This is a genomic window from Roseovarius sp. THAF8, from assembly GCF_009363735.1.
Classification (GTDB): Bacteria; Pseudomonadota; Alphaproteobacteria; order Rhodobacterales; family Rhodobacteraceae; genus Roseovarius.
The window spans coordinates 1,295,183-1,320,715 of sequence record NZ_CP045410.1; the positions used below are offsets into that span (position 1 = coordinate 1,295,183).

Consider the following 25,533-nt stretch of genomic DNA (forward strand, 5'->3'; position numbering starts at 1 on the left):
ATCTTCCTTCATGTTTGACTGTTATTTCTTGTCGTCGATGGAGCCGATGATCAGGGCGTCCACGGGCACCGTGTCGCCTTGAAAGTAACTGGCGGCGACAGACCCTTGCGTCACCAGGACGGTCTCTCCGGCATCGCATCCAAGCGGGTCGTAGGCGATGAGCTTGCCGCCGCCGTCCGTTTCCACCTCCAGCAGCGCGCCGCGTGGCAGCGACGTCACGCGACGGGTCGACCAGACCTTTCCGATCACACGCGCTTGTATCATGTCTTATCCCTTTCGATCCGGATGCCGCGACGCCGCGCCTCGTCGCGCGCAAGCGGCGTCAGCCGGCTTGATGGCGCGATCCGCAGGCTGCGGGCGGACACGGAGAGCGCATTGATGTCGCGCTCTGTGATCAGCGACTTGTCCAGCCGGTCCGGCGCGGTGCGTCGGGGCCCGGTAACAATCGGCGGCGCGGCAGCGGCCGGCGCGGCCGAGGGCATCGGGGTGGCCAGGTCGAACACCAGCTCGCCCCGCGCCACGCGGTCGGCAAAGCCCGGCTCGGCAGCCCGCTGCACCAGCTCCTGGGCAAAACGGGTCAGGTCGGCGCCGGAGGCTATACGCACCTGTTCGCGCGCGGGCGCCATGCTGCCCGCCTCGTTGCGCAGCGCGGCAATCTCCTCGCGCAGGATCGCGCGGATCTCGTCCCTCAGGGCTGACATCACGACGCTCCTGCATCACGCAATGCGCCTTCTGCCGCATTTCTCGCATTCCGGACATCGGCCTCGGTCCCGGCCATGTACAGCCGCCCGTTCGCGCCGATCATCCGCATGTCGATCAGCTTCACGTCCGCTTCCTTTTCCGCCTCGTTGCAGGCAAGGATCGCATAGGCGGCGGACTGACATTCCAGCAGGTAGATGCTGTCACCGCCAAGCACCATCGACCCCAGCTTGTTGCGGTTCATCAGAAACGCGTGCTGGTCGTCCACATTCGTGACCAGCTTCGAGGCAAGGATCTTGGGCGGTGCCACGTCGTCAGCTGACTTTCCAAGCGCCTCGAGAATGGCCGCGGCCCCGGAATGCACCTCGGCGGTAGAGCGCGAATGGAATTGCAGCGTGCCGAACTGGCGTTCGACCACCAGGAGGCCGGCGTGGACATCGGCGCTTTTCAGCACCGTATCGGTCAGCGCCTCGACATCCAGCCCGGGCGCGATTTCGACGATCTGCGCCGCCATCCGAAGACGCGGCAGCGTGCCCCGCATCCAGGTCGAGATATAGGCCAGGGTCTGGGGCTGAAGCTGATCGATGAAGATCGACGCACGAAGATCGGTCATGCGTCACCCCCTTTCAGGCTGCGCAGTTCTTCCAGGATAAGCCGGCGCAACTCGTCGCGACTGACGTCACCCGACCCCTGAGGGTCCGCAGGCTGCGATGATTCGGCGGGGGCCGCAGGCATCGCGCGTCCCGACGAGACCGCATCGAGGTCTACGCCGCCAAGGTCCGCCGGCGCGTCCTTGCCATAGGCGATGCGCGTCCACTGGACCAGGTGCTGGGGCCCGAGATTCTCGCCGATCGAGGAGCGCCCGGCAAAGCCTGTCCCGATGGTAAAGGACGGCGGCAGATGCGTGGCGAATCCCGCCGCGCCTTGCGAACACGGCGCGTTGACCACCACGCGGTAGACCGGCACGCCCTGCGAGAAGGCCACCAGCCGGTCGGTATCCTCGCCGTGGAACGCCGCCGAATGCCCCGCCCCGCGCCGCGTGGTGTGCTTGGCGAATGTCAGGGCCTGTTCGAAATCCCCCGCGGCGGTCAGCGTCAGCACCGGGCACAGCTTCTCGCGGAAAAGCAGGTCGTCCTGGCCCGGCGTTTCCACCACCGGCACGAGGATTTTCGTCGACGGGTTCACGCGCAGGCCCGCGCGCTCGGCGATCCAGGTGGCGCTCTTTCCGATGGCCTCCAGGTTGAAGCCCTTCTCGGTGAACAGGTAGTCGCGCAGCCGGTCGGTGTCGGCGGCGTTGCACACATGCGCCCCGGCGGACCGCAGCGCGCGCTCCATGTTGCCCCGGTTGCTGGCCAGCGTGATCGCGACGCTTTCGTTGGTGCAAAGCACCGAATTGTCGAACGCCTTGCTTTCGACCAGGCAGCGCGCGGCGGCATCCACCCTGGCGGTCGGGTCGATATAGGCCACGGCATTGCCCGGCCCCACCCCGAGCGCGGGATTGCCCGAGGAATAGGCGGCCCGCACCATCGCGGTGCCACCCGTGGCAAGGATGACGTTGATCCGGTCGGACGCCATGATGTCCTGCACCAGCGGAACCGACGGGTTTTCCACGCACTGGATCAGGCCGGCGGGGGCGCCCGCGGCCTCGGCCGCCTGTGCGATATGCCGGGCCGCGGCCGCCGAAACCGACTTGGAGGCCGGATGCGGGCTGAGCACGATGGCGTTGCGACTCAGGATCGCCAGCATCGCCTTGTAATAGACCGTTGCGACCGGGTTGGTCGCGGGCGCCAGGGCAAAGACCACGCCGGCGGGTTTCGGCAATTCGATGATCTTGCGCGCCTCGTCGACGCGGGGCGTCACCAGGTCGAGGTCGCGGTAGTAGTCCAGCAGCTCATGGGTGCAAAGACGGTTCTTGATCGTCTTGTGCTCTACCACGCCAAAGCCGGTTTCGGCCACCGCCTCCTCGGCGAACTGCGCCGCTTTCTCGTAGCCTGCCTTGGCCACGGCCTCGGCGATGGCCAGCACCGCGTCGCGGCTGAAATCCTTGTAGTAGCGCGCCGCCCATGCCGCACGGCCCACCTTCATCCGGGCGCGCGACAGCTCCCTGTCCGGGACCGAAAGACGCGGCGCGTCCAGTGTAGCCTGCTCGCTCATGCTGCCCGCCTCATGCTTTTCAGAAGTTCCCGTGCGCGCGGCATCGCCGCATCGAACCTGTCCATGATCTCCTGGCAGGTGTCGACGTCCAGCACGACGCCCGGCTTGAACTGCAGCACGCGCTTGTCGAGCGACGAGAAGATCGCCCAGACGCCATTTTCATACAGCGCGCGCGACACCGCGACAGCACCTTCCGGGTGGTCGAATTCCAGCCCCAGAACGACGCCCCGCTGGCGCACGCCCACGAAGATGTCGCTGTGGCGCGCCATCATCTCTTCCATGCCGCGGGCAAAGAACTCCGCCACAAAATGCACGTTCGAGACAACCTCGGGACGTTGCAGCATCTCGATCACGTGATGCCCGACAAGACAGCCCAGCTCAGAGCCGCCGGCGGTGCTGATATGGGCCGCACCGTCCTCGATCAGCCACTGGCCGCATTCCTCCGTGGCAAGGCAGGCACTGATCGGGTAGATGCCGCCACCCAGCCCCTTGCCGCAAACGAACATGTCGGGTGTCAGGCCGTATCCCTGCCAGCCCCACATCGTGCCGGTCCGCATCAGGCCGGTCTGCACCTCGTCGGCGATGAACTTGGTGCCGTATTTCCGGCACAGATCCTGGCAGGCCTTGAGATAACCCTCCTCGGGCATGGGAAACCCGTAAGTCGCCGGGATCGTCTCGATGATGAAACCGGCCACGTCACGGTTCTTCAGCACCTGCTCCAGCGCATCGACGTCGTTGAAGGGCACCTGGATGAATTCGTCGGGCTTTTCCGACAGGAAGATCTTGGAAAAGCGTTCGTCCCCGGCCGCGACCGACAGACCGGAATGGCCGTGATATCCCTTGATGATCGACACGATCTTGCGCCGCTTTGTGGCGTAACGCGATGTTTTCAGGGCGATTTCCACGGCCTCGGCCCCGCCTGCCCCAAAGATCGCGTACTTGGTGTGCGGCGCCGTCGCGACCAGTTTCTCGGCAAAGGCGGCGCGGGCGACGGAGGGGAACCAGTGATTGCCCATGTCGAAATAATCGAGCCCGGACTTGAGCACTTCGACCAGTTCGGGATGACGGTGCCCGAAATTGTAGGTCCCGCCATTCAGGTGGAGGTCGATCAGCCGCTTGCCCGACATGTCGTAAAGGAAATATCCCTCGCGGCGGTCGATCACCATCGGCGTGCCGGCTTCCTTCCAGAAGCTGACCTTGCCCGGATTCCAGTATTCCGCCGCCTTCTTCAGAAGGTCGTCCTTCGAGTCGAAGGAAAAGTATCCGTAGTTGAACACGCGATTCCCCTTTGCAGTTGGTCACCACGTTAGCACCTAATTTTTGACTAACAACATTTTTTGACCGAAGTCGGTCATTTTTGTTTCGATTCTTTGTGGCAATTGCGTATATTCATGCATGAGAGGCAGCCAACGGGCCTGAAATGTCTAAGAAAACACTGCGGCACGACCAGATTTTAAGCATTCTGGAAGTCAGCCCCTCCATACGCGTGGCCGAGATGGCGGAGAAACTCGGTGTGTCCAGCGAGACGGTCCGGCGCGACCTGACCGAGCTTGACGAGTCCGGGCGGATCAAGCGCACCTACGGCGGAGCCGTCAGGACCCGGTCGTTCGAGCCCGCGCTGGCCGAACGGTTGCAACTGCACACGCGCGCCCGCGAACAGATTGCCCGGCTGGCGGTCGAAAGCATCGGCGACGCCGGCAGCCTTTTCATCGGCGGCGGGGCCACGACAATGCATTTCGCGCGCGCGCTGCGCGGGATCGACCGGCAGCTGACCGTCCTGACCCCCGCCTTCAGCATCGCGACCGAGTTGTCGGTCAATCCTCTGATACAGGTCCTGTCGCTCCCCGGTATCGTCGAGCCGCGCGAGGGCCTGGTCTACGGCTCCCAGACCACCGAATGCATCAAGCAGTTCCGCGCGCCGATCGCCATCACCGGCGCGTCGGGCATCGACGAGAACGGTGTCAGCGAGGCCCTGCTGCACGCCGGCCATGTCTATGCCGCCATGATCGAGGCCTCCGACGAGGCCTTCATCCTCGCCGATGCGTCGAAATTCGGAAACCGCTCCCTGCAGCAGATCGTCGACTGGAACCCCCGCCTGACCCTGATCACGGACGAGCGTCCTCCCCCCAACCTGTGGGACGCGATCCGCAAGGCCGACGCGCAGATCGTCGCGGGGTGAGGGATGACGGGGCGCGCATCAGGACCGAGCCAGCAGGACGTCGCGGACAAAGGCCCGGTCACCGGCATTCGTCAGGCGGCGGGCGGCCTCGGCGGGCGTGACCCAGACGACGCTGTGCTCGGGGTGATACGGCTCGGACAGGCGGCGCACCGGCCGGGCAATGTAGACGCTGCACAGCTTTTCGGCCCACATGTCGTATTCCGGCAGGTACCCGTACTGGCGATACCGCCCCAGAAGGCGCGGCGCGCCGACGCGCCAGCCGGTTTCCTCCAGCACCTCGCGCGCCAGGGCCCGCAGCGGCGCCTCGCCCCGGTCCACGCCGCCACCGGGCAGTTGCAGCTCCGGGACCGGCGCACTCTGAAAGGTCAGCAGAACGCGCCCACCGCGCGGCAAGAGCGCATAGACGCCCGGCCGCCTGTCATAGCGGCGCGTGGAGTGGGGGCGGGGGCCGTGGATCGGTATCATGCCTTCATCCTGCCAAGGGTCGCGCCCGATCGGAGCAGACCGGCCGCGACAATTCAACACCAAGACACGGCGGAAACGCTTCATCCAAGGACCGGCGCAGGGAGGCGCTACCCAAAATGAGCAACAGTTACGACGCCAACCGCTGGAAACGTTTCGACGAGTGGGATGCGCGGCCGCTGCGCCACGACCAGTTCGCGGTCGAGGATCCCGAGAACGGGTTTTCCGCCTTCAACGGGGCGGCCGACCCCGGCCCCGGCCTGAAGATCGAGAACGGCAAGGTCAGCATGATGGACGGCGTCGCGGCACAGGATTTCGACATGATCGACGCGTTCATCGCGGCGCATCACCTGGACATGGACGTGGCCGAGGAAGCGATGGCGATCCCGGCCGAGCAACTCGCGCGTATGCTGGTCGACATGAACGTGCCACGGGCCGAGCTTGTCCGCCTGGCGCGCGGCCTGACACCGGCCCGGCTGGCCGAGGCCGTGGCACAACTGAACGCAATGGAAATCGCCTTCGCCTATTCAAAGATGCGCGCCCGCAGAACCCCCGGCAACCAGGCGCACGTGACCAACGCCAAGGACGACCCCCTGCAGCTGGCCGCCGACGCCGCCGTGGCCGTGGCGCTCGGGTTCGACGAGATCGAGACGACGATGCGGGTGGCGCGCAATTCGTGGTCGAACGCGCTGGCCTGCTGCGTGGGGTCGGTCGTGGGCCGGGCCGGCACGCTCTTTCAATGCTCCAGCGAAGAGGCGGAAGAGCTCGAAATCGGCATGGCGGGGTTCACCTCCTACGCCGAAACCGTGTCGGTCTATGGCACGGAAAGCGCGTTCATCGACGGCGATGACACGCCCTGGTCCAAGGCGTGGCTGGCCGCCGCCTATGCCTCGCGCGGGATCAAGATGCGCTGCACCTCCGGCGCGGCGTCGGAACTTCTGATGGGCTATCACGAGGCCAAGTCGCTGCTCTACCTCGAGGCGCGCTGTCTGTGCATCCAGCGCGGCATGGGCTCCCAGGGCACGCAGAACGGCGGCATCGACGGCGCGCCGCTGGCCTCGTCCATTCCCGGCGGCGTGCGCGAGATCTGGGCCGAGAACCTGCTGGCGGTCTGGCTGGACCTGGAATGCGCCTCGGGCAACGATGCCAGGCATTCCGAATCCGAGATGCGGGTCGCCGCCAAGGTGCTGCCCTTCCTGATTGGCGGATCGGACCTGATCTGCTCGGGCTTCGGCAGCATCCTGAAATACGACAATTCCTTCAATCCGTCTTCGTTCAACGGCGAGGAACTGGAGGAATTCCTGGTGCTCCAGCGCGATTTCGAGGCCGATGGCGGGCTGACCTCGATCGAGGACGCAAGCGCGCTGGACCTGCGCCGCCGCGCCATCGACGCGCTGTCGCATGTGCTGAAGGATCTGGACCTGGCCGCGCCGACCGAGATCATGAAACGCTCCGTCGCGGTCGCGTCGGGCTCGAACGACACGCAAAGCTTCGCACCGCGCGACGTCGCGGTGATCAGCGACAAGATCAGCCGCCAGCGCATCACCGTCCTGGACGTGCTCCGGTCGCTGCATCGTGGCGGTTTCGTGCCCGAGGCGCAGAACCTGCTGTTCCTGGTGAAGCTGCGCGTTTCGGGCGACTACCTCCAGACCTCGGCGATCGTCCGGGACGGGCACGTCATCAGCGCCATCAACGATCCCAACGACTATACCGGCCCGGGCACCGGCTATCGGCTGACCGAGGCGCGGCGCAAGGAACTGGCGGCGATCCGCAACGTGCTGGACCGCGACGAGGTGCTGCGCCGCGAGGCGGCAAGCGAACCTGCCGAGGCCCGCGCGATCGAGTACAGCACCATGGGTCCCGCCGAGCGCGGCACCGACCCGCACGAGGTGGTCGTGGGTATCAGCCCCGGGTTCGGCACCAGGATATTCCGGACACTTTCGGGGCTTCCCCTCAGCAAGGTGTTGAAGGCGCTTCGCGACGGGATCGAAAAAGGCGGCGGACGGATGCGGCTGATGCGGATCCGGCATACCGCCGACACGTCCTTCCTGGGTCTCAGCGCCGCGCGGCTCTCGGGCTCGGGCATCGGGATCGGGATCCAGTCCAAGGGCACGGCGGTGATCCACCAGAAGGACCGCCTGCCCCACAACAACCTCGAACTGTTCTCGAACGCGCCGGTGACCAACCTGGAACATTACCGCGCGCTCGGAGAGAACGCGGCACAATACGCCCGCGGCGACCTGCCCGCGCCGGTCGTCGTGCCGACCCAGGGCGAGGCGCTTGGCGCACGGTTCCATGCCCGCGTGGCGCTGACCTATGCGATCGAAACCAAGATGACCGAGAACAACGCCTCGCCCGAGACCGTCGAGATCAATTTCCTGGGAGAAACCTGATGCCCGATCAGCCGCTCACGACCGAAAACTACCCCCTTGCGGAAACGTCGCCCGAACGGGTCACCGGCCATCGCGGCAAGTCGCTGGACGAGCTGACGCTTCAGGCGGTGCTTGCCGGCGACGTCGGGATGGAGGACTTGCGCATCACGCCGAACGCGCTTTTGCAGCAAGCCCAGATCGCGCGCTCCGCGGGCCGCGCCGCCCTGGCGCGGAACTTCGAGAGGGCTGCGGAAATGACGCGGGTGCCGCAGGACACGATCATGGAAATCTACGAACTGCTGCGCCCCGGACGGACCCGCTCGATCGACAGCCTGCAGGACACCGCGCAAAGGCTCAGGCGCGACTTCGACGCACCCCTGCTTGCCCAGCTGGTAGAGGAAGCTGCCTCCGCCTACGAAAAGCGCGGATTGTTCCGCAATCGTTACTGACGCGGGTCTGCCTTTTGGCAGGTCGGCTCCCCGATCCGGCCCCGGTTTCAGGCCGACTTCCCGCGCAGCGGGCAAGGCACCGGCGACACGCCGCGAAGCCTCGCCTTGCCTTGGGGCGGCGCGTTCCCCGCCGATCCCGGACCGGCTGTCGTCGCCCGGCTCACCGCATGACGAAGGGATTTGCCATGGGTGCGTCCGACGTGCTGATCCACACGGTCTTCGTGCAGGTATAGTCCCGGATCGCGTCCAGCCCGGCCTCGCGGCCATAGCCGGACTGATCGAACCCGCCGAACGGCGCGATGGGTGACACGGCCCGGTAGGTGTTGACCCAGCATATCCCGGCCTTCAGCCGTGACGAGACCCGGTGCGCCCGCGCGACATTCTGCGTGAAGATGCCCGACCCCAGGCCGAACGGCGTGCCGTTGGCAAGGGCGATGGCCTCGTCCTCGGTCTCGAACGGCAAGAGCGACATCACCGGACCGAACATTTCGACCTTCAATGTCTCCGCGCCCGGATCGGCGCATTCGACCAGCGTCGGCGCCATGTAGTTGCCCGGACGATCCAGCGGCGCGCCACCGAACCGCACCCGCGCCCCGCCGGATATGGCGGCGGCAAGCGTGGCCTCGATCCTGCGGATCTGGTCCGCCGTGCATAGCGGGCCGATCTGGGTGCTGGCGTCAAGCGGGTCTCCGATCACGACGCCGTTCATCTTTTCCTCGATTTTCCCCGCCACCTCCTCGAAGACCGAGCGCTGCATTAGTCCGCGGGTCCCGGCCACGCAGCTTTGCCCCGAGGCCCCGAAATTGCCCGCGATCAGACCGTTCGCCGCGCTTTCCAGGTCCGCATCCTCGAACACGAGGATGGGGGATTTCCCGCCCAGTTCCAGCGTCGTGACCGCGAAATTCTCGGCCGAGTTGCGCACCACGTGCCGCGCGGTCTCGGGGCCGCCGGTGAACGCGATACGGTCCACGTCCGGATGCCGCGTCAGGGGAATGGCGCAGTTTTCCGCGTCCCCCGTGATGACCGAAACCACACCCGCGGGAAACCCCGCCATCTCGATCAGGCGGGCGAATTCCAGCATCGGTGCGGGCGCAATTTCCGAGGCTTTCAACACCACGGCGCAGCCCGCCGCAAGCGCGGGCCCCAGTTTCGTCGCGGTCAGGAACATCTGCGCGTTCCACGGCACGATCGCGGCGACCACACCGATCGGCTCGCGCCGCGTGTAGACATGCATGTCCGGCTTGTCGATCGGCAGGACCGCGCCTTCGATCTTGTCCGCCAGCCCCGCGTAATAGCGGTAATAGTCACCCACATAGGCCGACTGCGCCGCCGTCTCCGCCAGCAGCTTTCCACTGTCGGTGGTCTCGATCCGGCCAAGCTCGGCCGCGTGCTCCTCGATCAGCTCCGCCAGCCGGTACAGCAGCTTGCCGCGTTGCGTCTGGGTCATGTCCCGCCAGGCAGGATCGTTCAGCGCCCTGCGGGCCGCCAGCACGGCCCGGTCCACATCCGCGCCCGAAGCGCAGGCGAAACTGGCCCAGTCCTGCCCGGTCGCGGGGTTCTGCGAGGTCATCGTCTGCCCGTCCGACCCTTCGGTCCAGGCCCCGTCGATAAACAGCTGGAAATGTGGTCTGTCCTGCATTCTGCACCTCATCCAAAGGCCGGCATGACGGTCTCGATGAACCGCGCCAGCGACGCCCGCTTGCGTTCGAAACTCATACCGCTGTCGATCCAGAAGGCATACTCGTCATATCCCAGCTCTTCATACCTCTTGATCTTCTCGATCACAGCATCGGCGGTTCCGATGGTCAGGTCACGCGCCATGTTCTCGGGGCTCATCAGCGTGTTCGCCGCCATCTCCTCCTCGGACAAGGGCGCAAGCAGACCCTTCTCGACCGGGCGCTTGTTCTGGAACCAGGCGCCGAAATAGCAGTAGAAGCGCGACAATTCCCGCGCCGCCAGCGCCACGTCCCCGGCATCCGAGCCGACATAGGTGTGATGCAGCAGCATGATCTTGGGCCGGGGGCCATCATGGGCGTCGCAGGCGGCGTCGAAGCGTTGCTTCAGCGTTACGATCTCGTCCAGCCCCTGCCAAAGCGGCGTGACCTGGATGTTGAACCCGTTCTTCACCCCGAATTCATGGCTGTTGGGATCGCGCGCCGCGATCCAGATCGGCGGCCCGCCCTCCTGTACCGGCGCGGGCGCGGCGGTGGTGGCGGGAAAGCTGTAGAACTCTCCGTCATGGGCACAGTCACCGGCCCATAGCTTGGGCAGCAGCGGGGCAAGCTCGCGCATCCGCTGTCCCGCCTCCCACGCGTCCAGTCCCGGCATCAAACGCTCGTATTCATAAGAATAGGCCCCGCGCGCAATACCCAGCTCGATGCGGCCATCGGTCATCAGGTCCGCCGCCGCCGCCTCCCCGGCAAGCTTGATCGGGTGCCAGAACGGCGCGATGACGGTCCCGGTCCCCAGCTTCACATTCTTCGTGTGGTGGGCAATATTCACCAGCGACATCAACGGGTTCGGCGCGATGGTGAACTCCATGCCATGATGCTCGCCGGTCCAGACGGCGCGCATCCCGGCGTCATCGGCCATCTTGCACAGTTCGATCAGCTCGGCATTGAGCTCCTTGTGCGACTGGTCGGGCGCAAGCCGTTCCATGTGTACGAACAGCGAGAAATCCATTGCTACGTCCTTTCGAATGGCTGGTGTACGTCGCCGTGCCGCGCATCGCCGATGTAAAGGCCGAAATTGCGCGTCCGCGTCTCGACCGCGAAGCGCATCATCATGTCTCGGATGGCGGATGACGCGAATGTCTGGTCCGGGATCTCGCGGACCGGGCAGCGGGTGAACGCGTCGCTGGCACCCGTCGCGGTCGCAAGAAAGTACGAGCTTTGCGCCGCGTCGTCGCGAAACACGGAATAGGCAGGACCCAGGGTGACGGGCTGTCCGCGACGCGCAAGCTCCTGAACCAGCCGCGTGCGGGTGTTTTCGTGATCCTGCGCGACAACCTGCGGCGGCCGGAACCCCGCGTCGGTCTTCTCCAGAAGCACGTCGTCGCCAAGCGATATGATCGCGCCGCAGAGCGCCGCCCCGTCCGCGGGTTCCAGCGCCGCGCGCTCCAGCCCCAGGCTGAAGAACCGGCCTCCCGCATATCCCAGTCCACGCCCGCCCGCATGGGTGAACGCCTGCACCTCGCCGATCAGGATCGCGTGGTCGCCCGCGTCGATCACCTCATGCGTCCGGCACGAGAACCGCGACAGCGCCCCGCCGATCAGAACGTTGCCAAGCGCGTCCTCGCCGTGATCCACCTGCGCGAAACGGTCGCCCTTGTAGCTGGCAAAGGTGGTGGCGACGTCTTCCTGACCTTCGGCCAGGACATTGACCGCGAAATGGGTGCAGCCCGCAAAGCTGTCGAAGCTCGACAGGAACTTGCCCGGGCACACCAGCAGCAGCGGAGGCTCCAGCGAGACCGAGGAAAACGAATTGGCGGTGAACCCGACGGGCCGTCCGGCGGCGTCGCGGGTCGTCACCACGGTCACGCCCGTCATGAAACTGCCGAAGGCGCTGCGCAGCGCGCGACTGTCGAGGGAGGTCATGGCCAGACCTCCCGCGCCAGGCCCACCAGGGCGCCAAGAACGCGGTTCGCATGGGTCATCGGCATCATGTGCGCCGCGTCGTCGATCACCAGGGCGCGGCCATCGGGCGCAAGGTCCGCCATCGTCCGTGACATGTGCGGCGTCGAATTGGGGTCGAGCGCCCCCGTGGCGAAAAGCGCCGGGCACGCAATCGCACGCACGGTCTCGCGGCTCGGCGCTTCGTCGCGGGCAAAGGCGGTGTAGGCGGCCTTGTAACCGGCGGGGTCCACCGCGCGCAGCCACCTGTCGCAGGCCGCCCGCTCGGGCGAGGCCGCGTTGCCGAACCAGCGCTCCAGGGTTTGCGTCGGGTCCGGCACCGTCCTGCCGTCATGGCGGCCGGCGCGCTCCCGAATGGCCGCCGCGGCCCCGGGCGGGCGTTCGAACACCGCGTTCAGCGCCGCAACCGCGCAGACCTTCGCGGGCGCCCGCGCTGCCAGCTCGACCGCGATCAGCGCCCCCATCGAGTGGCCGGCGATCATGGCAGGCTCGGTCAGGCTTTCGAGCAGCGGCAAGACGGCCTGCACGTAATCCTCCAGCGATGGCTGCCCGTTCAGGCGGCGGCTTTGCCCGTGGCCCGGCATGTCGGGCGCGACCACCCGGCAGACGCCGCTCAGCTCGTCGATCTGCGCCCCCCACGCCTCTGCGTTCAGGCCGACCCCGTGCAACAGCACCACGGGCCGCCCTGCCCCCGCCTCCAGCACGGCAAGGCCCGCGCGCTCAGACCGCGGCAGGATTGTCGACGTCATGACCCTGATCCTTCAGATCCTGGTAGCGATCCCCGATCCGGTGATGCGGCCGGCCCGACAGGGCCGCGCCCAGCACCACGACAACTTCGTCCGCTCGCGGGGCGTCGGGGATGGCGAACTGGATCGTCAGGTAATGCGACCGCCGACCGGCATCGTTCTTGTCCATCAAGGGTACCATGATCGGCGCATTGGCGGGCCCGCGCGTGTTGGTGAACGCCAGATACGACCTGGCCTCGACCGCTTCGCGGTAGAAATTGCCGAAGCGCAGCGTGTGGATCAGGCCCGAGGCATGTTCGATCTCGCCGTCCAGCCCCACGACCGCCGCTTTGCCATAGGCCTCTATCGCCGCGCCGCTTCCGGCCAGGCGGATCATTCGATCCGTCATCATCTCGCCCAGCGCCGGCCCATACGCGCGAATGTCCGGGGCCAGGTCCTCGACGAAGCGGCCCGCCCACGGATTGCGCAGCACGACCGCCACCGCGAACATGCGCCACGGCGTGCGGGTGGCGCGAAACCCCTCGATGAGGACCTCTTCATCGAAGGTCACGATTTTCCTGATTTCCGGGCTCACAATACATCCTTTCGCTTTGGTCCCAGCGTAGAAAGCCCCGAATTCTTTGACAAACGAATGGATTATGCCCTTAGGTATTACAAACACTAATGGCTGTCTTGCCCAATGACGAAATCGCTCCCGCCTCTCGGATGGCTGCGGTCCTTCGAGGCCGCGGCGCGCCACCTCAGCTTTACCATGGCGGCCGAGGAAATCGGCCTCACCCAGTCGGCGATCAGCCAGCAGGTCAAGTCGCTGGAAATGCGACTGGGCGTGCAGCTTTTCGTGCGGCACGCGCGCGGGCTGGCCCTGACCGATGCGGGGCGCCGCCTGTTGCCCGAGGTCGGCGCGCCGCTTCAGGCGCTCGCGAACGCGATGGTCGGCATGGACACGCGCCCCTCGCGGCACCTTTTGACGGTCGCCGCCTCGATCAGTGTCGCGCACTGGATCATCGCCCCGCGCCTGCCGGGCTTCCGCGCACGCTTTCCCGATGTCGAGGTCAGGATCCTCAGCGCGATCTGGCCGGATGATTTCCACACCACACGCGCGGATGTCGAGATACGCTTCGGCTCCGGCAAGCAGGCCGGCCCCGAGGCCCAGGCGATCCGGCCCAACGGCCTCGTCGCCATCAAGGCGCCGACGCTGCACGGCCCGATCTCCGACCTGCCGCGCATCGAAACCGTCGGAACGTCCAGCGGCTGGCAGGCCTGGTCCCGGCAGGTCGAGCCCCTGCCCGGCCCGTCGATCTATACCGACACGTATGGCATGGCGCTGCACCTGGCGGTACACGGCAACGGCGTCGCGCTGGTGAATGAATGGATGACCCGGGACGCCATCCGCACCGGGCTTGTCGACCGGGCACATCCCGCCTCGATCCCAAGCCAGGAGGGCTATTATCTCTCCGTCACCACGGACAAGCCCGAGGCGGACGCCTTCCGCGCCCTGATCCTGCAATGATACTCCGAAGATTGGTCGCCTGAGGCCAACACCATTCCGAATTCCAGCGCGCCGGACTGTACCGGAAATGTCGGCGGCCTTTCCCCCCTTGTCTGCCCTCGAACCAGGCCGTCGCGCACAGCCGCGCCGCGGCCACGCCAGCACCCATATTTCGCTTAAGATTCTCACATGTGCTCAACTAACATATTAGCTACGTATTACTTGCATATTGACCGTCGACCGAAAGTCGTCTACGACTTCGCGGTGCAGGTTCCCGGTGCGGTTTGGAGTCCGCCTCGGTCGACTTTTCCTTTCGAAACAGATGCCGGGGCTTTTCACCCGCGGCGACATGGCCGCGACCGGCGACGCGATGACCATCGTGGGCATCCTGCGGCAAGCCCCCTACCTGTCGAACGCCCTGCGCGCGGCCGGCAAGGGCAAACGCGCCGAACGCATGGCGCCTTACAGCCCGTGGCGCGATGCGCCGATGCTCGTGCCCCTCGGCCCGCGCCTCGGGGCCAGCCACCTGCCCCTGCCGGCACCGCTGGCCCATGCGTGCACCCTGCGCGGCCTCGGCGACGCGCTGACACGCCTGGCCAAGGGCCGCGACCTCTTTGTCGGGAAATACCGCCGCCTGCTTCGCGCGCCGCGCTTCAAAGGGTCGCGCGGGTGAACTCGTAGATATAGTCGATCAGCCGGTCCGACGCCGTGCCCGCGCCGGCTTCGTCGCCCTCCGCGATCTTCTGCGCCACGCCCGCATGCAGGTTGGCGCAGCGCTCGAGGTCCAGCGCCACGCGGTAGTTCTGAAACCAGAACCGACGCGACAGCCCCTGCATCCGCCGCATCGAGCGTTCGATGAACTCGTTGCGGCAGGCGGCCAGCACCGCGCGGTTGAACTCCAGGTCCAGTTGCATGAACGCGTCGTAATCCCGCGCCTCGGCCGATGCCGCCAGCCTCGCGGCCAGTTCCGCGAAGAACGCGCGCTCGGCCTCGGTCGAGCGCAGCGCCGCCTTGCAGGCACAAAGCCGCTCCACCTCGCGCCGCAACTCCAGCAGCTGCAACTGCTTGGCGATGTTGATCTCGGAAACCATGACGCCGCGGCGCGGCATCACCACGACCAGCCCCTCGGCCGCCAGCCGCTGCAGCGCCTCGCGCACGGGGGTGCGCCCGATGCCCAGTTCCTCGACCAGCTGCGACTCCGACAGAACCTGCCCCGGCTCCAGCTCCAGCGCCACGATCCGCGCCTCTATCATCTGGTGGGCCCGGTCGGTCAGCGTCACGCTGTCGATCTTTCGCGCGCGCGGCGGACCGTTGTCCAACACGCTCTCAGTGTCTTTGTTCATATTCTGCCTGTCTTTGGCCTTGACCATCGCGGTCGGTCATAGGGTCTTTTGTCACCATGTGAAAACCTAAGGCGCTTCGCGCCATGCCGCAAGGCTTGGGCGCACCTTCGGCAGGCCACCGCGCCGCGCGGTACGGCCCCCCGCCGCAAAGGCCGTCACGGCGGCGGGGCAACTCCGGCACGTTCCGGGCTCATATTTCCGCAGCCGCTCTCTTTGCTCCGGCTGGACCTGAATGATGGCGGCCCGGATATCGGCCTCGGTCATTTCCCAGTCGTTGCCGAAATCCACGGTCACTTCGCGCATGAACGGCTCGGCCGGGCGCCTGTCCAGCCCCGCATCGCCGGTCACGTCATGGATCAGCGCAAACGCCATGGTCAGCCTAAGATATACCAACTTCATTCGTATGATATATGACAAATATGTTTATATTAATGCAAGCCATTCCCCATGAAGCCGCAATCGCCGAACTCGGCGCCTGCCGGTCTGCGGCCCTCCGTGATTGAAAGGCAAGCGCACCGGCCCACCCCGGCGCCTCGCTCATGCACGAGGGTCGGGTCGTCGGCACCGTCACCTCGGGCGCGTGGGATATCGCGTGGGCATGAACCTGGCCTACGGCATCGTCTCCCCCGGGTTGACGCAAATGGGCGCCGCGTTCGAGCTGGACATGTGCGGCGAGATGATCCCCGTGCGGGTGATCGACCCCTTGCCCCTACGACCCCGAAATGCGCCTGCCGCGCGGTTAGCAGACCCGCGCGGCGCTCACAGCGGAAATAGGCACCTGTACCCGCGCCCGTCCTCGTCGGTCCAGCTTGGCTCAGTCACGGCACAGGTGGCCTGCGCCCAGGGGCAGCGCGGGTGAAAATCGCAACCCGAGGGCCGGTTCACCGGGCTCGGCACCTCGCCCTTCAGCGCCACCCGATCATGCCGCGCATCGGGGTCCGGCTCGGGGTTCGCGGCCAGCAACGCCTTGGTATAGGGATGGCGCGGATGGGCGAAAACCCGGTCTGTCGGGCCTTTCTCCACGAACCGGCCCAGGTACATGATGGCCATCTGGTCGGTGACATGCCGCACCAGGTTCAGGTTGTGGGTGATGATCACGATCGCCACGCCGCTGCGCGCCTGCACGTCGGCCAGAAGGTTCAGCACCTCGCCCTGCACCGACATGTCGAGACCCGCCGTAGGCTCGTCCGCGATCAGCAGCTTGGGGTCCAGTGCCAGCGCCCGCGCCACGCCGACGCGCCGCGCCTGCCCGCCCGACAACTGGTGCGGATAGCGCGTTGCGAACTCGGCCGGCAGCCCCACGAGGCCCAGCAGGCGCTCGGCCTCGCCGCGCCCGGCGGGCCGCCCGTGAATGCGCAGCGGTTCCGTCACCAGGGACTTGACCGTCAGCCGGGGCGACAGCGACCCCACCGGGTCCTGCCACATCATCGACATGTCGGTGCGCAGGCGGGCCCACTCGCGGGCCGAGGCCTCCGATATTTCCGCCCCGTCAAAGCGGATCGACCCGCCCGAGGGTTTCTTCAGCCCGATCAGCGTGCGCGCGATGGTGGACTTGCCCGAGCCGCTTTCGCCCACCAGCCCCAGCGTCTCGCCCGCACCCAGCGTGAAGGACACGCCGCACACCGCCTCGAAATCATATGGCTCGCGGCGCAACGCGGCCTTCAGACGCCCCTGCCGCGCATACCGGATGCGCAGGTCCTCGACTTCCAGAAGGCTCATGCCCTGTCCTCCGCCGGGTCGTTCAAATGGCACCGCGCGGCCTGCCCCCCGCCGGCGTCGTAAAGCGGCGGGTGCTCGGTACTGCAGCGCTCGAACGCCTTGGGACAGCGGGCGCGAAACGCACACCCCATGGGCGGACGGCGCAGGTCCGGCAAGGTGCCCGGAATGGTCGGCAGCCGGCGCGTCGCCTCTCGGATCCGCGCCGGGTCGCACTCGAACAGCGCCTGCGTGTAGGGATGGCACGGGTCGCGGAACACCTGCGCCACGGCGCCGCGCTCCACCACTTCGCCGGCATACATCACCGCCACCTCGTCGCACAGCTCGGCCACCGTTCCCAGGTGGTGCGACACGAACAGCACCGAACAGCCGAACTTTTCCTGCAACTCGCGCAGCAGGGTGACGATCTGCATCTCCAGCGTGGCATCCAGCGCCGTCGTTGGCTCGTCCGCGATCAACAGGTCCGGCCGCGTCAGCAGCGCCATGGCGATGCACACCCGCTGGCGCATCCCGCCCGAAAGCTGATGCGGATAGGCATCGAGCTTCGACGCCGCATCGGGCAATTGCACCTGTTCGAGAAACTCGATGGCGCGGGCGCGTTTTTCGGCCCGCCCGCCCGGTTCGCGATACTGGATGTCCATCATCTGCTTGCCGATGGTCGTCACCGGGTTGAGCGAGGTCATCGGGTCCTGAAAGATCATCGAGATCCGCTTGCCCCGCAACGCGCGCCACTCCCTCGGCCTCAGCTGCGCCAAGTTCTGGCCATCCATGTCGATCCGCCCGCCCGCGATCCGCGCGTTCTCGGCCAGAAGACCGATCAGCGAATACGCGAGCGTGGACTTGCCACACCCGCTTTCGCCGACAAGGCCCAGCACCTTGCCCCGGGGCACGTCCAACGTGATGTCGCGCAGCGCATGGATCGCCCCGCGCGGCGTGGCGAAATCCACCGAAAGCCCGTCGATCCGCACCAGCGGCTCGGTGCCGCCTTCCGACTGCCGGTCCGGCTCTGTCGCAACGCTGGATACCATCAGCCGGCCTTTCTCAGCTTGGGATCGAAGATGTCGCGCAGCGCCTCGCCCATGAAGGTGAACCCAAGCGTGACCAGGATGATCGGGATCGAGCCGCCGATCACCGGCCAGGGCGAGTTGCGGATGAAATTGTAGCCGTCGTTCAGGATCACGCCCCAGGACGGCGTCGGCGGCCGTACCCCCATGCCAAGGAAACTCAGGCCCGCCTCGGTCGCGATCACCAGCGGCACGTCCATCGACGCCAGGATCAGCAGCGGGCCCAGCACGTTCGGCAGCACATGCACGAACAGGAGGCGCGGCGTGCCCACCCCCATCGCGCGCTCGGCCAGGATGAACTCGGCGTTCTTCAGCGCCATCGTCTGGGTCCGCACGATGCGGGCATAGATCGGGACCGAGGTAATCGCCACCACCAGCATCACCGTGAACAGGCTCGGGCCGATGATGGTCACCACCGCCAGGCCGAAAACGATGGTGGGAAACGAGCGCAGCGCGTCGAAGATCAACAGCAGGATATTGTCCAGCCAGCGCGGCCCCAGCCCCGCGATCAGCCCCAGAAGCAACCCGATGCTCAGCGCCGCGGCCAGCGAGGCCGCGGCGACCAGCATCGCGATGCGCCCGCCCGCGATGACCCGGCTGAAGATGTCGCGCCCGATATTGTCGGTGCCCAGCCAGTGCTCGGCCGAGGGCGGCGCCATGCGCGGGCCGGTCATGATGGCGGCGGGATCATAAGGCACGATCCACGGCGCGAGAATGGCCGAGCCGACGATCAGCGCCACCAGCACGAAACCGATCAGGCCGGTCGGGCTGGCCGACAGAACCCGCCAGGTCCGGATCATCACACCCGGTTCGGAAACGGCCTCTTGCGTGGCGTCGGTCATGTCACATGTCCTCCCGCTGGCGCGGATCCAGCCAGGCAATCACCAGGTCCGAGATCAGCGTCGCCAGCACGATGATGCCGGTGGTCACCAGCACCGCACCCAGCACGATGGGATAGTTGCGTTCGTTCACCGCCTGCACGATCAGCGCGCCGATCCCGGGCCGGGCAAAGATCACCTCGACGAACACCGCCGCCGAGAAAAGATGCGCCACGCCCGTGCCGATCAGGGTCACGGCGGGCTGCACCGCGATCTTCAGGATATGCGAGCGGGTGATCCATCGGTCGGGCAGGCCATAGGCGCGCGCCATGCGCACATGCGGCTGGCCCATCACCTCCAGCATCGAGGCCCGCACGATCCGGGAGACGTATCCCACCCAAGACACCCCGATGGCAAAGGACGGCAGGATCAGGTGCGTGACCCGGTCCCAGAACCCCTCGCCCGCGCCGATCGCCGGCAGCCATTGCAGCCAGACCGCAAAAACCAGCACCGAATAGAGCGCCATGACGAAGGCCGGGATCGAGATCGTGCCGACCGACAGCACCCCGGTCAGCGTATCGAGCCACGTGTTGCGCCGCAGCGCCGAATAGCAGCCCAAGGCGATGCCCAGCACCGCCGCCCAGAGGATCGAGACGCTGATCAGGATCAGCGTGTAGGGCAGTTGCTCGAACACGATCTGCGACACCTCGCGGCCCGTGAACACGTCCTGCCCCAGGTCGCCGCGCAGGATGTTGCCGAAAAACGTCACGATCTGCACCGGCAGGGGCTTGTCCAGCCCCATCGCCTCGCGCGTCTGCTCGATCAGCTCTGGCGTGGCGCGAGGGCCCAGGATCATCACCGCCGGGTCGCCCGGCACCACGTGCAGCATGAGCGTCAGGATAGAGACCGCGACCATCACGATCACGACCGAAAGGACAAGCCTTTGGGAGGCGTATAACAGCACGGGCCGCGGTCTCCTTTAGCGTCAGACTTCGCCGTCGAAGTCGATGAACAAGGGCCGCCCGTCGGGCCGCAGCGCCGGCTCCAGTCCTTCGCGGTACATCACCGGGGTGCCTTCATGGGTGATGAACTTGTAGGCCCCGGTCGCTTCCATCAGGTCCTGCATCTTGCGATACATCTCGGCGCGTTTCTCGCCATCCGCCTCGCTCAGCGCAGCGGCGTGCAGCTCGTCGAATTCCGCGTTCGAGAACCGTTCCCAGTTCCAGATGCCGACCTGATCGGTCACGAACCAGCTGGTCGCGTAATAGGGGTCGGGCAGCATCGAGAAGCGGTTCAGCACCAGCTGCATGTCCTTCCAGCGTTCGCCCTCGCTTTCCATGCCCAGCGTCCAGAAAGACCCAGAGTCCTGCACGTTGATCTGCGTCTGGATGCCGATCTGCGCCAGCTGCGCCTGGACCACCTCGGCAATGGTCTTCCACACCGTGGCATTGAGCGCGTCGATGGTCAGCGGCTCGGCCGGCGGACCGCCCGCCGCCTCCAGGTACTCGCGCGCCTTGTCCAGATCGCCCGCCACCGGAACCGACGGGGTCTCGCGGTGGCCCGGCAGGCCGGGGGCGATCATGCCGGTGGCCGGAGCCGCCTCGCCGAAATAGGCCGCGTCGATGATCTGCTCGGCGTTGATGGCGTGCTGGATCGCCTTGCGCAGGTTCTCGTCGCCCAGCGCGGGGTTGTCCAGGTTCATGCCCAGCCAGACATAGTACAGCGACGGGTATTCCTCGATCACCGTGTTGGCGGGCACGTTGCCGCGATACTGCGCCAGAGACGACAGCGTGATCTCGGTATAGTCCAGGTCGCCGGCCTCATAGGCGCGCTCGGCGGTCTTGGTGTCGTCCATCGGCAGGATGCGGATCTCGTCGAACCCGGGCGCCTCGCCTTTCCAGTCGGGGTTGCGCACCAGGTGCACGTACTGGTTCGGCTTCCACGCTTCCAGGATGTAGGGGCCGGAAAAGGCCGGCGGCTCCATCCCGAAATTGCCGCCGCTTTCCGTGGCTTCCATCACCGCCTTCTTCGACACGATATGCCCCGTGCTATAGGGCAGCGTGATGCTCCACAGCGGCTGGAACGGCTCTTTCAGAACGATGGTGCCCTCGTACTTGCCGGTCACCTCGACATGGTCCAGCGGACCCCAGTCGCTTTTCACCGGGCTGTCATGCTCCAGCACGCGCTCGAACGAGAACTTGACGTCCTCTGCGGTCATCTCGCCATAACCGCCGGTGAACATCAGCCCCTCTTTCAGCTTGAAGGTGATGTGGGTGTCGTCGACCTGCTCGATGGACTCCGCGGCCTCCAGCTCCCACTCCCATTCGCGGCCAGGCACATAGCGCACCAGCTTGGAATAGATGCAGTTCATGACATCGACGTTATAGCCGTTCTGGTAAAAGCCGGGGTCGAGCGCGTCGATATCGGCATAGGAACTGACGCGCAGCACCTTGCCCGACTGCGCCCAGATGCGCGAGCCCAGGGGCATGGTGGTGGCGGCGAGGCCCGTCGCGGCGGCCCCGCGCAGGAACGCGCGACGCCCGATGCCGGGTTTGTTGGCGGTCATGTGATCGGTCATTCTTGTTACTCCCAGTTGTTTGGCCGTTTCGGCCTTTCGTGTTCGGCGCCGGACGATCCCGGCGCGAAAAGTGATGGTCCGCGCCACGCCGGGCGCGGAACGCGGGTCAGGCCAGGTCGCGCGGAATCTCGCAGGACCAGGTCTGTTCGTGGGCAATCGCATCGCCTTCCCTGGCGACCAGCTTGGCGTTGATGACGAAATGCGTGGCCGTGGCGGTCATCGCGGTTTCCGTGCGGCTGGACATGCGCCAGTCGCCGCGCGACATCTCCAGGTCCCACACCACGTGCCCCTTGAACGAGCGCCAGTCGGTGCCGGTGAACGAATAGGTCTCGACGCAGGTCGCCCCGCGGGTCATGTCGTTGTCCTTGATCCGCAGCCGCCCGTCGGAATCGACGATCCGCACCTGCGTCTCGCCCGTGCCGAGGTCCTCGCGCACGATCCATTCAGCCTGCTCCGGTTCCAGCACTTCCTTGTCCATCGGCGGCGCGCCCTTGGGCGTGCCCAGATCGCGCGGCTGGGTCACCGCATCCATATCCCGCACCGGCAGCACAAGCCGGCTGGCGGCGGTATCGATCTGCAGCGTTACCGGCTCCGGCGCGGGCCAGGCCACGGGGAAATAGCTGGTCGAAACCGACAGCCGCAGCCGGTGCCCGGCGCGGAACGTCTGCGCGACATGCTTGAACGGCACCGTCGCGGTGTAGGTCTCACCCGGCACCAGCGCCTCCGGCGTCTCGTGGCTGTCGCGATGGGTCAGGTTCAGCAACCCGTAACAGACGCGCGTCGCCGCACCGTCGGGGGCCACGTCCACAAGACGCGCGGCCACCTGCGCTACCGGCTGATCGACCGAAAAGCTGATCTCAAGCTGCGCGTCGCCGGCAATCTCCAGCGGCGTCTCCAAAGGCTCCGTCTCGAACACCAGGCTCCCGGCGTCGTCGCGGCGCTGGTCCACCGGCTGGTCGCCCGGATTGGCATAGGAACACCACTTGCCCCCGGCAATTCCGGTGCCCAGCGGCGAGCGGATATTCAGCGTCCCCTTGGGCGCGTCCTCCTGCCCCAGCGTCCCGTCGCGGCCCAGCGAGAACGGCGTCCGCGTCACGTTCGGCGACGGCCAGGACGGCTCTTCCACCCAGCGGCCCTCGCGCTCCGCGTAATAGCTGGCGGGCTCGGCGTGGTCCTGCATGAAAAGGCGCAGCTGCGGCTCGTCCATGATCCCGGTCTCGACACCCTTCAGCCACTGGTCCCACCAGCGCAGCTCCTCGCCCAGCCAGTCGATGGCAGGCCCCGGAACGCCGATATGCGGGTACTTGTGCGACCAGGGACCAACGAGGCCCTTCTTGGGGCATTGCAGGTTTTCCATCAGCCGGAACACCGTCCGGCAATACCCGTCCGCCCAGCCCGACACGGCATATACCGGCACCTGGATGCGGCCGATATCCTCGCAGACAGACCCGTGTTTCCAGAAATCGTCGCGGCGCTGGTGCTCGGCCCAGTTCTTCAGCCACAGACCAGAGCCGGTCAGCCGCTGCATCCACATCTCGCGCCACTTGTCGCCCACCAGGTCGGGGTCGGGCGGCAGCGTGTTGATGGCAAACATGTGCGACGCCCAGGAGATCTGGTCGACCACCATCGTGCCGCCCATGTAATGCACGTCATCGGCATAGCGGTCGTCGGTCGAGGCGATGGACACCACCGCCTTCAGCGCGGGCGGCTGCAGCGCCGCCACCTGCAAGCCGTTGAACCCGCCCCAGGAAATGCCCACCATGCCCACGGCACCGTCGCACCAGTCCTGCGCGGCGATCCACGCGATCACGTCGCAGCCGTCCTGCAACTCCTGCGCGGTATACTCGTCCTCCATCAACCCTTCGGATTCGCCCGTGCCCCGCAGGTCGGCGCGCACATAGGCATAGCCGCGCGCCGCGATGTAGGGCGCGCGCACAGAGTCGCGCGGCAACGTCACGTCGCCCTTGCGATAGGGCAGAAACTCGAAGATGGCGGGAACCGGCCTGCCATTGGCCGGACGCCAGATCCGCGCCGCCAGGATGCAGCCATCCGGCAAGGGGATCTCGACGTGGCGTTCCTCGATGACGTCGCTGGGCGGTCCAGACTGATTCATGCGGTGCTTCCTTGCGTGATTCAGGCGTATATCGTTGCATGCGCAGGACCTCCTCGCAATTTCGCTGGCTGACGCATGTTGACATTGAAAGTGCGTCAGGTAGCGTCAGTTCATGACCTCCGACCCCCTCTCCACCAATCTCACCTTCGCCTGCTCCTTCCTGCCCTCCATCGCGCTGGTCTGTCGCCGGATCGGCATCAACCGGCAACAGTTCAACAAGTATCTCTCGGGCCGCGTGCGCCCCTCGCGGCACAACATGCGCAAGATCTGCGAGTTCTTCGGCGTCACCGAGGGCGAGCTCTTGATGGAGCCTGCGCGCTTCGCCGACCTGATCGCCCTGCGCCGCCAGCCGGGCGGCGAGGTCGAGGCGACGCCCGTCGGCCCCACCCTGCGGCGGCTGAACCAGTTCTCAGGCCCCCTGGAACGCTACTGCGGCAGCTATTTCAGGTACTTCCATTCGTTCAGCAATCCCGGCTGCATCATGCGGTCCTACGCCAGGATGACCCGCAAGGACGGCTACTACCTGTGGAAGAACATCGAACGCGACGCGGGTCCGCAGGGCGGCGCGCGCGAGGTCCACAAGTACGAGGGCCTGGTGTTCTTCCTAGGGGAACGCATCAATGTCGTGGAAAACGAGACCACGCTGTCCTCCTCGATCACCCAGATGATCCTCTACCCGTCCTACAGCGCCGGCATCGACTATCTGTTCGGGGTCCAGACCGGCGGCCCGCTGCGGCTGGGGCGCAAGCCCGCCGCCTCGCGCGTCGTGCTCGACTACCTGGGGCAGAATGTCGATCCGCGCCGCGCGATGGCGCAATGCGGGCTGTTGAAGCCCGATCAGATCGACCCGCGCATCGCGCAGCTGGTCCGCAACGAGATGCCGCCCGGCGCCTGGACCTTCGAGGTCGAGCAGCTCTAGGCGCAGGCTGTCGAACGCCTCACGCCGAAACCGGCTCGCCCGCGAAGGCCTTCAACTCCGTTCCGGCGGCTTTCAGCGCCTGCCGGACATGGCGCGCGATGTCGACGGCGGTGGGCGTGTCGCCATGCAGGCAGATCGTGTCGATCCGGGTGGGAATGCGCTTGCCGCTTTCGGTGATGATCGCGCCTGCGCCCACCATCTCGACCATCCGCGCCGCGGCGGCCTCGGGGTCGTGAATGACGGCCCCCGGCTGGCTGCGGTCGACCAGCGTCGCGTCGTCGTTATAGGCGCGGTCGGCAAAGATCTCGCAGGCCGCGCGGCAGCCCAGTTCGGCCACCGCCTCCTGCTGCGCCGTGCCCGCCAGCACCATGACGATCAGATCCGGCGCGACCGACAGGGCCGCCTCGTAACAGGCCCGCGCCACCGTCTTGTCCTCCGACGCCATGTTGGCCAGCGCCCCGTGCAGCTTCAGGTGCCGCACCTCGGCGCCTTCCGCCCGCGCCATGCCCAGCGCCGCGCCCAGCTGATAGCGCACCAGGTTGCCCAGGCTCTCCGCCGGCAGGGTCATCCGCCGCCGCCCGAAGCCCTGCAAGTCGGGAAAGCCCGGATGCGCCCCGATCCCGACACCGCGCTCCGCCGCCGCGCGCATGGTCGCGGCCATCACGTCCCAGTCGCCCGCGTGCTGGCCGCAGGCGATGTTGGCCGAGGTCACGATCTCCAGCACCGCCGCGTCGTTTCCCATCACCCAGGGGCCGAAACTTTCGCCCATATCTGCGTTCAGATCCACCGTTGCCGTCATG

The 25,533-nt window shown here is 66.5% G+C and carries 26 protein-coding genes; 6 read left to right on the forward strand and 20 right to left on the reverse strand.

The annotated features are described in order from the left end of the window. Window positions 1–21: 21 nt before the first annotated feature. From FIU85_RS06275 to FIU85_RS06295, 5 genes are read right to left on the reverse strand one after another with little or no spacing between them, the layout of a single operon-like run. Window positions 22–264, reverse strand: a complete 243-nt coding sequence (locus FIU85_RS06275) for a EutN/CcmL family microcompartment protein (RefSeq protein WP_152496264.1) — start codon at window positions 262–264, stop codon at window positions 22–24. Then, the gene (locus FIU85_RS06280; RefSeq protein WP_152496265.1) at window positions 261–701 is read right to left on the reverse strand and encodes a hypothetical protein; all 441 of its coding nucleotides are present in this window, start codon (window positions 699–701) and stop codon (window positions 261–263) included. The genes FIU85_RS06275 and FIU85_RS06280 overlap by 4 nt, the downstream gene beginning before the upstream one ends. After that, a complete protein-coding gene (locus FIU85_RS06285) occupies window positions 701–1,312 on the reverse strand; it encodes a BMC domain-containing protein (protein WP_152496266.1) in 612 nt (203 codons plus the stop codon). Before FIU85_RS06285 ends, FIU85_RS06280 begins: the two co-directional genes overlap by 1 nt. Further along, on the reverse strand, window positions 1,309–2,853 hold the full coding sequence (locus FIU85_RS06290; RefSeq protein WP_152496267.1) for an aldehyde dehydrogenase family protein: 1,545 nt from the start codon (window positions 2,851–2,853) through the stop codon (window positions 1,309–1,311). Before FIU85_RS06290 ends, FIU85_RS06285 begins: the two co-directional genes overlap by 4 nt. Continuing rightward, window positions 2,850–4,130, reverse strand: a complete 1,281-nt coding sequence (locus tag FIU85_RS06295) for an aspartate aminotransferase family protein (RefSeq protein ID WP_152496268.1) — start codon at window positions 4,128–4,130, stop codon at window positions 2,850–2,852. Before FIU85_RS06295 ends, FIU85_RS06290 begins: the two co-directional genes overlap by 4 nt. A gap of 143 nt (window positions 4,131–4,273) precedes the next feature. On the opposite strand from FIU85_RS06295, the gene FIU85_RS06300 reads away from it, so the two are divergent. Further along, the gene (locus FIU85_RS06300; protein ID WP_152496269.1) at window positions 4,274–5,032 is read left to right on the forward strand and encodes a DeoR/GlpR family DNA-binding transcription regulator; all 759 of its coding nucleotides are present in this window, start codon (window positions 4,274–4,276) and stop codon (window positions 5,030–5,032) included. Window positions 5,033–5,050: 18 nt separating this feature from the next. Here the strand turns inward: FIU85_RS06300 and FIU85_RS06305 are convergent, their stop codons facing one another. Continuing rightward, complete coding sequence (locus FIU85_RS06305) at window positions 5,051–5,497, reverse strand: NUDIX domain-containing protein (RefSeq protein WP_152496270.1); 447 nt, start codon at window positions 5,495–5,497, stop codon at window positions 5,051–5,053. Between the two features lie 116 nt (window positions 5,498–5,613). Here FIU85_RS06305 and FIU85_RS06310 point away from each other — a divergent pair, with 116 nt between their 5' ends. Further along, on the forward strand, window positions 5,614–7,887 hold the full coding sequence (locus FIU85_RS06310; protein ID WP_152496271.1) for a propanediol/glycerol family dehydratase large subunit: 2,274 nt from the start codon (window positions 5,614–5,616) through the stop codon (window positions 7,885–7,887). Continuing rightward, window positions 7,887–8,315 (forward strand): diol dehydratase small subunit, encoded by a 429-nt coding sequence (locus FIU85_RS06315; protein ID WP_152496272.1) that lies wholly within the window; start codon window positions 7,887–7,889, stop codon window positions 8,313–8,315. The genes FIU85_RS06310 and FIU85_RS06315 overlap by 1 nt, the downstream gene beginning before the upstream one ends. Window positions 8,316–8,475: 160 nt before the next feature. Here the strand turns inward: FIU85_RS06315 and FIU85_RS06320 are convergent, their stop codons facing one another. From FIU85_RS06320 to FIU85_RS06340, 5 genes are read right to left on the reverse strand one after another with little or no spacing between them, the layout of a single operon-like run. Beyond that, window positions 8,476–9,954, reverse strand: a complete 1,479-nt coding sequence (locus FIU85_RS06320) for an aldehyde dehydrogenase (protein ID WP_152496273.1) — start codon at window positions 9,952–9,954, stop codon at window positions 8,476–8,478. Between the two features lie 8 nt (window positions 9,955–9,962). Further along, window positions 9,963–10,997 carry an LLM class flavin-dependent oxidoreductase gene (locus FIU85_RS06325; RefSeq protein ID WP_152491578.1) on the reverse strand — a complete coding sequence of 345 codons (1,035 nt, stop codon included), beginning with the start codon at window positions 10,995–10,997 and terminating at the stop codon, window positions 9,963–9,965. A gap of 2 nt (window positions 10,998–10,999) precedes the next feature. Continuing rightward, entirely contained in the window at window positions 11,000–11,911 is a 912-nt protein-coding gene (locus FIU85_RS06330) for a flavin reductase family protein (protein ID WP_152496274.1), read from the reverse strand. Further along, a complete protein-coding gene (locus tag FIU85_RS06335; protein WP_152496275.1) occupies window positions 11,908–12,696 on the reverse strand; it encodes an alpha/beta fold hydrolase in 789 nt (262 codons plus the stop codon). Before FIU85_RS06335 ends, FIU85_RS06330 begins: the two co-directional genes overlap by 4 nt. Continuing rightward, entirely contained in the window at window positions 12,668–13,267 is a 600-nt protein-coding gene (locus tag FIU85_RS06340; protein ID WP_152496276.1) for an amino acid synthesis family protein, read from the reverse strand. The genes FIU85_RS06335 and FIU85_RS06340 overlap by 29 nt, the downstream gene beginning before the upstream one ends. A 105-nt stretch (window positions 13,268–13,372) precedes the next feature. On the opposite strand from FIU85_RS06340, the gene FIU85_RS06345 reads away from it, so the two are divergent. Both FIU85_RS06345 and FIU85_RS06350 read left to right on the forward strand, forming a co-directional pair. Beyond that, window positions 13,373–14,203, forward strand: a complete 831-nt coding sequence (locus FIU85_RS06345) for a LysR family transcriptional regulator (protein WP_152491574.1) — start codon at window positions 13,373–13,375, stop codon at window positions 14,201–14,203. 301 nt (window positions 14,204–14,504) lie between these two features. Further along, a complete protein-coding gene (locus tag FIU85_RS06350; protein WP_172978810.1) occupies window positions 14,505–14,855 on the forward strand; it encodes a hypothetical protein in 351 nt (116 codons plus the stop codon). Here FIU85_RS06350 and FIU85_RS06355 read toward each other — a convergent pair. The 8 genes from FIU85_RS06355 to FIU85_RS06390 form a co-directional block, all read right to left on the reverse strand. After that, the gene (locus FIU85_RS06355) at window positions 14,836–15,525 is read right to left on the reverse strand and encodes a GntR family transcriptional regulator (protein ID WP_152496278.1); all 690 of its coding nucleotides are present in this window, start codon (window positions 15,523–15,525) and stop codon (window positions 14,836–14,838) included. The genes FIU85_RS06350 and FIU85_RS06355 overlap by 20 nt on opposite strands. Window positions 15,526–15,591: 66 nt before the next feature. Further along, window positions 15,592–15,924, reverse strand: a complete 333-nt coding sequence (locus tag FIU85_RS06360) for a DUF6166 domain-containing protein (protein ID WP_172978811.1) — start codon at window positions 15,922–15,924, stop codon at window positions 15,592–15,594. Window positions 15,925–16,284: 360 nt separating this feature from the next. Further along, window positions 16,285–17,244 carry an ABC transporter ATP-binding protein gene (locus FIU85_RS06365; RefSeq protein WP_152496280.1) on the reverse strand — a complete coding sequence of 320 codons (960 nt, stop codon included), beginning with the start codon at window positions 17,242–17,244 and terminating at the stop codon, window positions 16,285–16,287. Beyond that, window positions 17,241–18,269, reverse strand: a complete 1,029-nt coding sequence (locus FIU85_RS06370; RefSeq protein WP_152496281.1) for an ABC transporter ATP-binding protein — start codon at window positions 18,267–18,269, stop codon at window positions 17,241–17,243. Before FIU85_RS06370 ends, FIU85_RS06365 begins: the two co-directional genes overlap by 4 nt. After that, window positions 18,269–19,147 carry an ABC transporter permease gene (locus tag FIU85_RS06375; protein ID WP_172978028.1) on the reverse strand — a complete coding sequence of 293 codons (879 nt, stop codon included), beginning with the start codon at window positions 19,145–19,147 and terminating at the stop codon, window positions 18,269–18,271. Before FIU85_RS06375 ends, FIU85_RS06370 begins: the two co-directional genes overlap by 1 nt. Window position 19,148: 1 nt before the next feature. After that, window positions 19,149–20,087, reverse strand: a complete 939-nt coding sequence (locus tag FIU85_RS06380; RefSeq protein WP_152496282.1) for an ABC transporter permease — start codon at window positions 20,085–20,087, stop codon at window positions 19,149–19,151. A 21-nt stretch (window positions 20,088–20,108) separates the two neighbouring features. Further along, window positions 20,109–21,701, reverse strand: coding sequence for an ABC transporter substrate-binding protein (locus FIU85_RS06385; protein WP_254703016.1), 1,593 nt, complete (start codon window positions 21,699–21,701; stop codon window positions 20,109–20,111). Between the two features lie 106 nt (window positions 21,702–21,807). After that, window positions 21,808–23,814, reverse strand: a complete 2,007-nt coding sequence (locus tag FIU85_RS06390; RefSeq protein ID WP_152496283.1) for a CocE/NonD family hydrolase — start codon at window positions 23,812–23,814, stop codon at window positions 21,808–21,810. Between the two features lie 112 nt (window positions 23,815–23,926). On the opposite strand from FIU85_RS06390, the gene FIU85_RS06395 reads away from it, so the two are divergent. Further along, the gene (locus FIU85_RS06395) at window positions 23,927–24,733 is read left to right on the forward strand and encodes a helix-turn-helix transcriptional regulator (protein WP_152496284.1); all 807 of its coding nucleotides are present in this window, start codon (window positions 23,927–23,929) and stop codon (window positions 24,731–24,733) included. A 19-nt stretch (window positions 24,734–24,752) separates the two neighbouring features. Here FIU85_RS06395 and pxpA read toward each other — a convergent pair whose 3' ends face one another. Beyond that, window positions 24,753–25,532, reverse strand: coding sequence for a LamB/YcsF family protein (gene pxpA / locus FIU85_RS06400; protein ID WP_152496285.1), 780 nt, complete (start codon window positions 25,530–25,532; stop codon window positions 24,753–24,755). Window position 25,533 lies beyond the last annotated feature (1 nt).

Excerpts from the sequence above, each read along its gene's own strand:
- FIU85_RS06275 (WP_152496264.1), bottom strand. The coding sequence starts at position 264 with ATGATACAAGCGCGTGTGATCGGAAAGGTCTGGTCGACCCGTCGCGTG.
- FIU85_RS06280 (WP_152496265.1), bottom strand. The coding sequence starts at position 701 with ATGTCAGCCCTGAGGGACGAGATCCGCGCGATCCTGCGCGAGGAGATT.
- FIU85_RS06285 (WP_152496266.1), bottom strand. The coding sequence starts at position 1,312 with ATGACCGATCTTCGTGCGTCGATCTTCATCGATCAGCTTCAGCCCCAG.
- FIU85_RS06290 (WP_152496267.1), bottom strand. The coding sequence starts at position 2,853 with ATGAGCGAGCAGGCTACACTGGACGCGCCGCGTCTTTCGGTCCCGGAC.
- FIU85_RS06300 (WP_152496269.1), top strand. The coding sequence starts at position 4,274 with ATGTCTAAGAAAACACTGCGGCACGACCAGATTTTAAGCATTCTGGAA.
- FIU85_RS06305 (WP_152496270.1), bottom strand. The coding sequence starts at position 5,497 with ATGATACCGATCCACGGCCCCCGCCCCCACTCCACGCGCCGCTATGAC.
- FIU85_RS06310 (WP_152496271.1), top strand. The coding sequence starts at position 5,614 with ATGAGCAACAGTTACGACGCCAACCGCTGGAAACGTTTCGACGAGTGG.
- FIU85_RS06315 (WP_152496272.1), top strand. The coding sequence starts at position 7,887 with ATGCCCGATCAGCCGCTCACGACCGAAAACTACCCCCTTGCGGAAACG.
- FIU85_RS06320 (WP_152496273.1), bottom strand. The coding sequence starts at position 9,954 with ATGCAGGACAGACCACATTTCCAGCTGTTTATCGACGGGGCCTGGACC.
- FIU85_RS06325 (WP_152491578.1), bottom strand. The coding sequence starts at position 10,997 with ATGGATTTCTCGCTGTTCGTACACATGGAACGGCTTGCGCCCGACCAG.
- FIU85_RS06330 (WP_152496274.1), bottom strand. The coding sequence starts at position 11,911 with ATGACCTCCCTCGACAGTCGCGCGCTGCGCAGCGCCTTCGGCAGTTTC.
- FIU85_RS06335 (WP_152496275.1), bottom strand. The coding sequence starts at position 12,696 with ATGACGTCGACAATCCTGCCGCGGTCTGAGCGCGCGGGCCTTGCCGTG.
- FIU85_RS06345 (WP_152491574.1), top strand. The coding sequence starts at position 13,373 with ATGACGAAATCGCTCCCGCCTCTCGGATGGCTGCGGTCCTTCGAGGCC.
- FIU85_RS06350 (WP_172978810.1), top strand. The coding sequence starts at position 14,505 with ATGCCGGGGCTTTTCACCCGCGGCGACATGGCCGCGACCGGCGACGCG.
- FIU85_RS06355 (WP_152496278.1), bottom strand. The coding sequence starts at position 15,525 with ATGAACAAAGACACTGAGAGCGTGTTGGACAACGGTCCGCCGCGCGCG.
- FIU85_RS06360 (WP_172978811.1), bottom strand. The coding sequence starts at position 15,924 with ATGAAGTTGGTATATCTTAGGCTGACCATGGCGTTTGCGCTGATCCAT.
- FIU85_RS06365 (WP_152496280.1), bottom strand. The coding sequence starts at position 17,244 with ATGAGCCTTCTGGAAGTCGAGGACCTGCGCATCCGGTATGCGCGGCAG.
- FIU85_RS06370 (WP_152496281.1), bottom strand. The coding sequence starts at position 18,269 with ATGGTATCCAGCGTTGCGACAGAGCCGGACCGGCAGTCGGAAGGCGGC.
- FIU85_RS06375 (WP_172978028.1), bottom strand. The coding sequence starts at position 19,147 with ATGACCGACGCCACGCAAGAGGCCGTTTCCGAACCGGGTGTGATGATC.
- FIU85_RS06385 (WP_254703016.1), bottom strand. The coding sequence starts at position 21,701 with ATGACCGATCACATGACCGCCAACAAACCCGGCATCGGGCGTCGCGCG.
- FIU85_RS06390 (WP_152496283.1), bottom strand. The coding sequence starts at position 23,814 with ATGAATCAGTCTGGACCGCCCAGCGACGTCATCGAGGAACGCCACGTC.
- FIU85_RS06395 (WP_152496284.1), top strand. The coding sequence starts at position 23,927 with ATGACCTCCGACCCCCTCTCCACCAATCTCACCTTCGCCTGCTCCTTC.
- pxpA (WP_152496285.1), bottom strand. The coding sequence starts at position 25,532 with ATGACGGCAACGGTGGATCTGAACGCAGATATGGGCGAAAGTTTCGGC.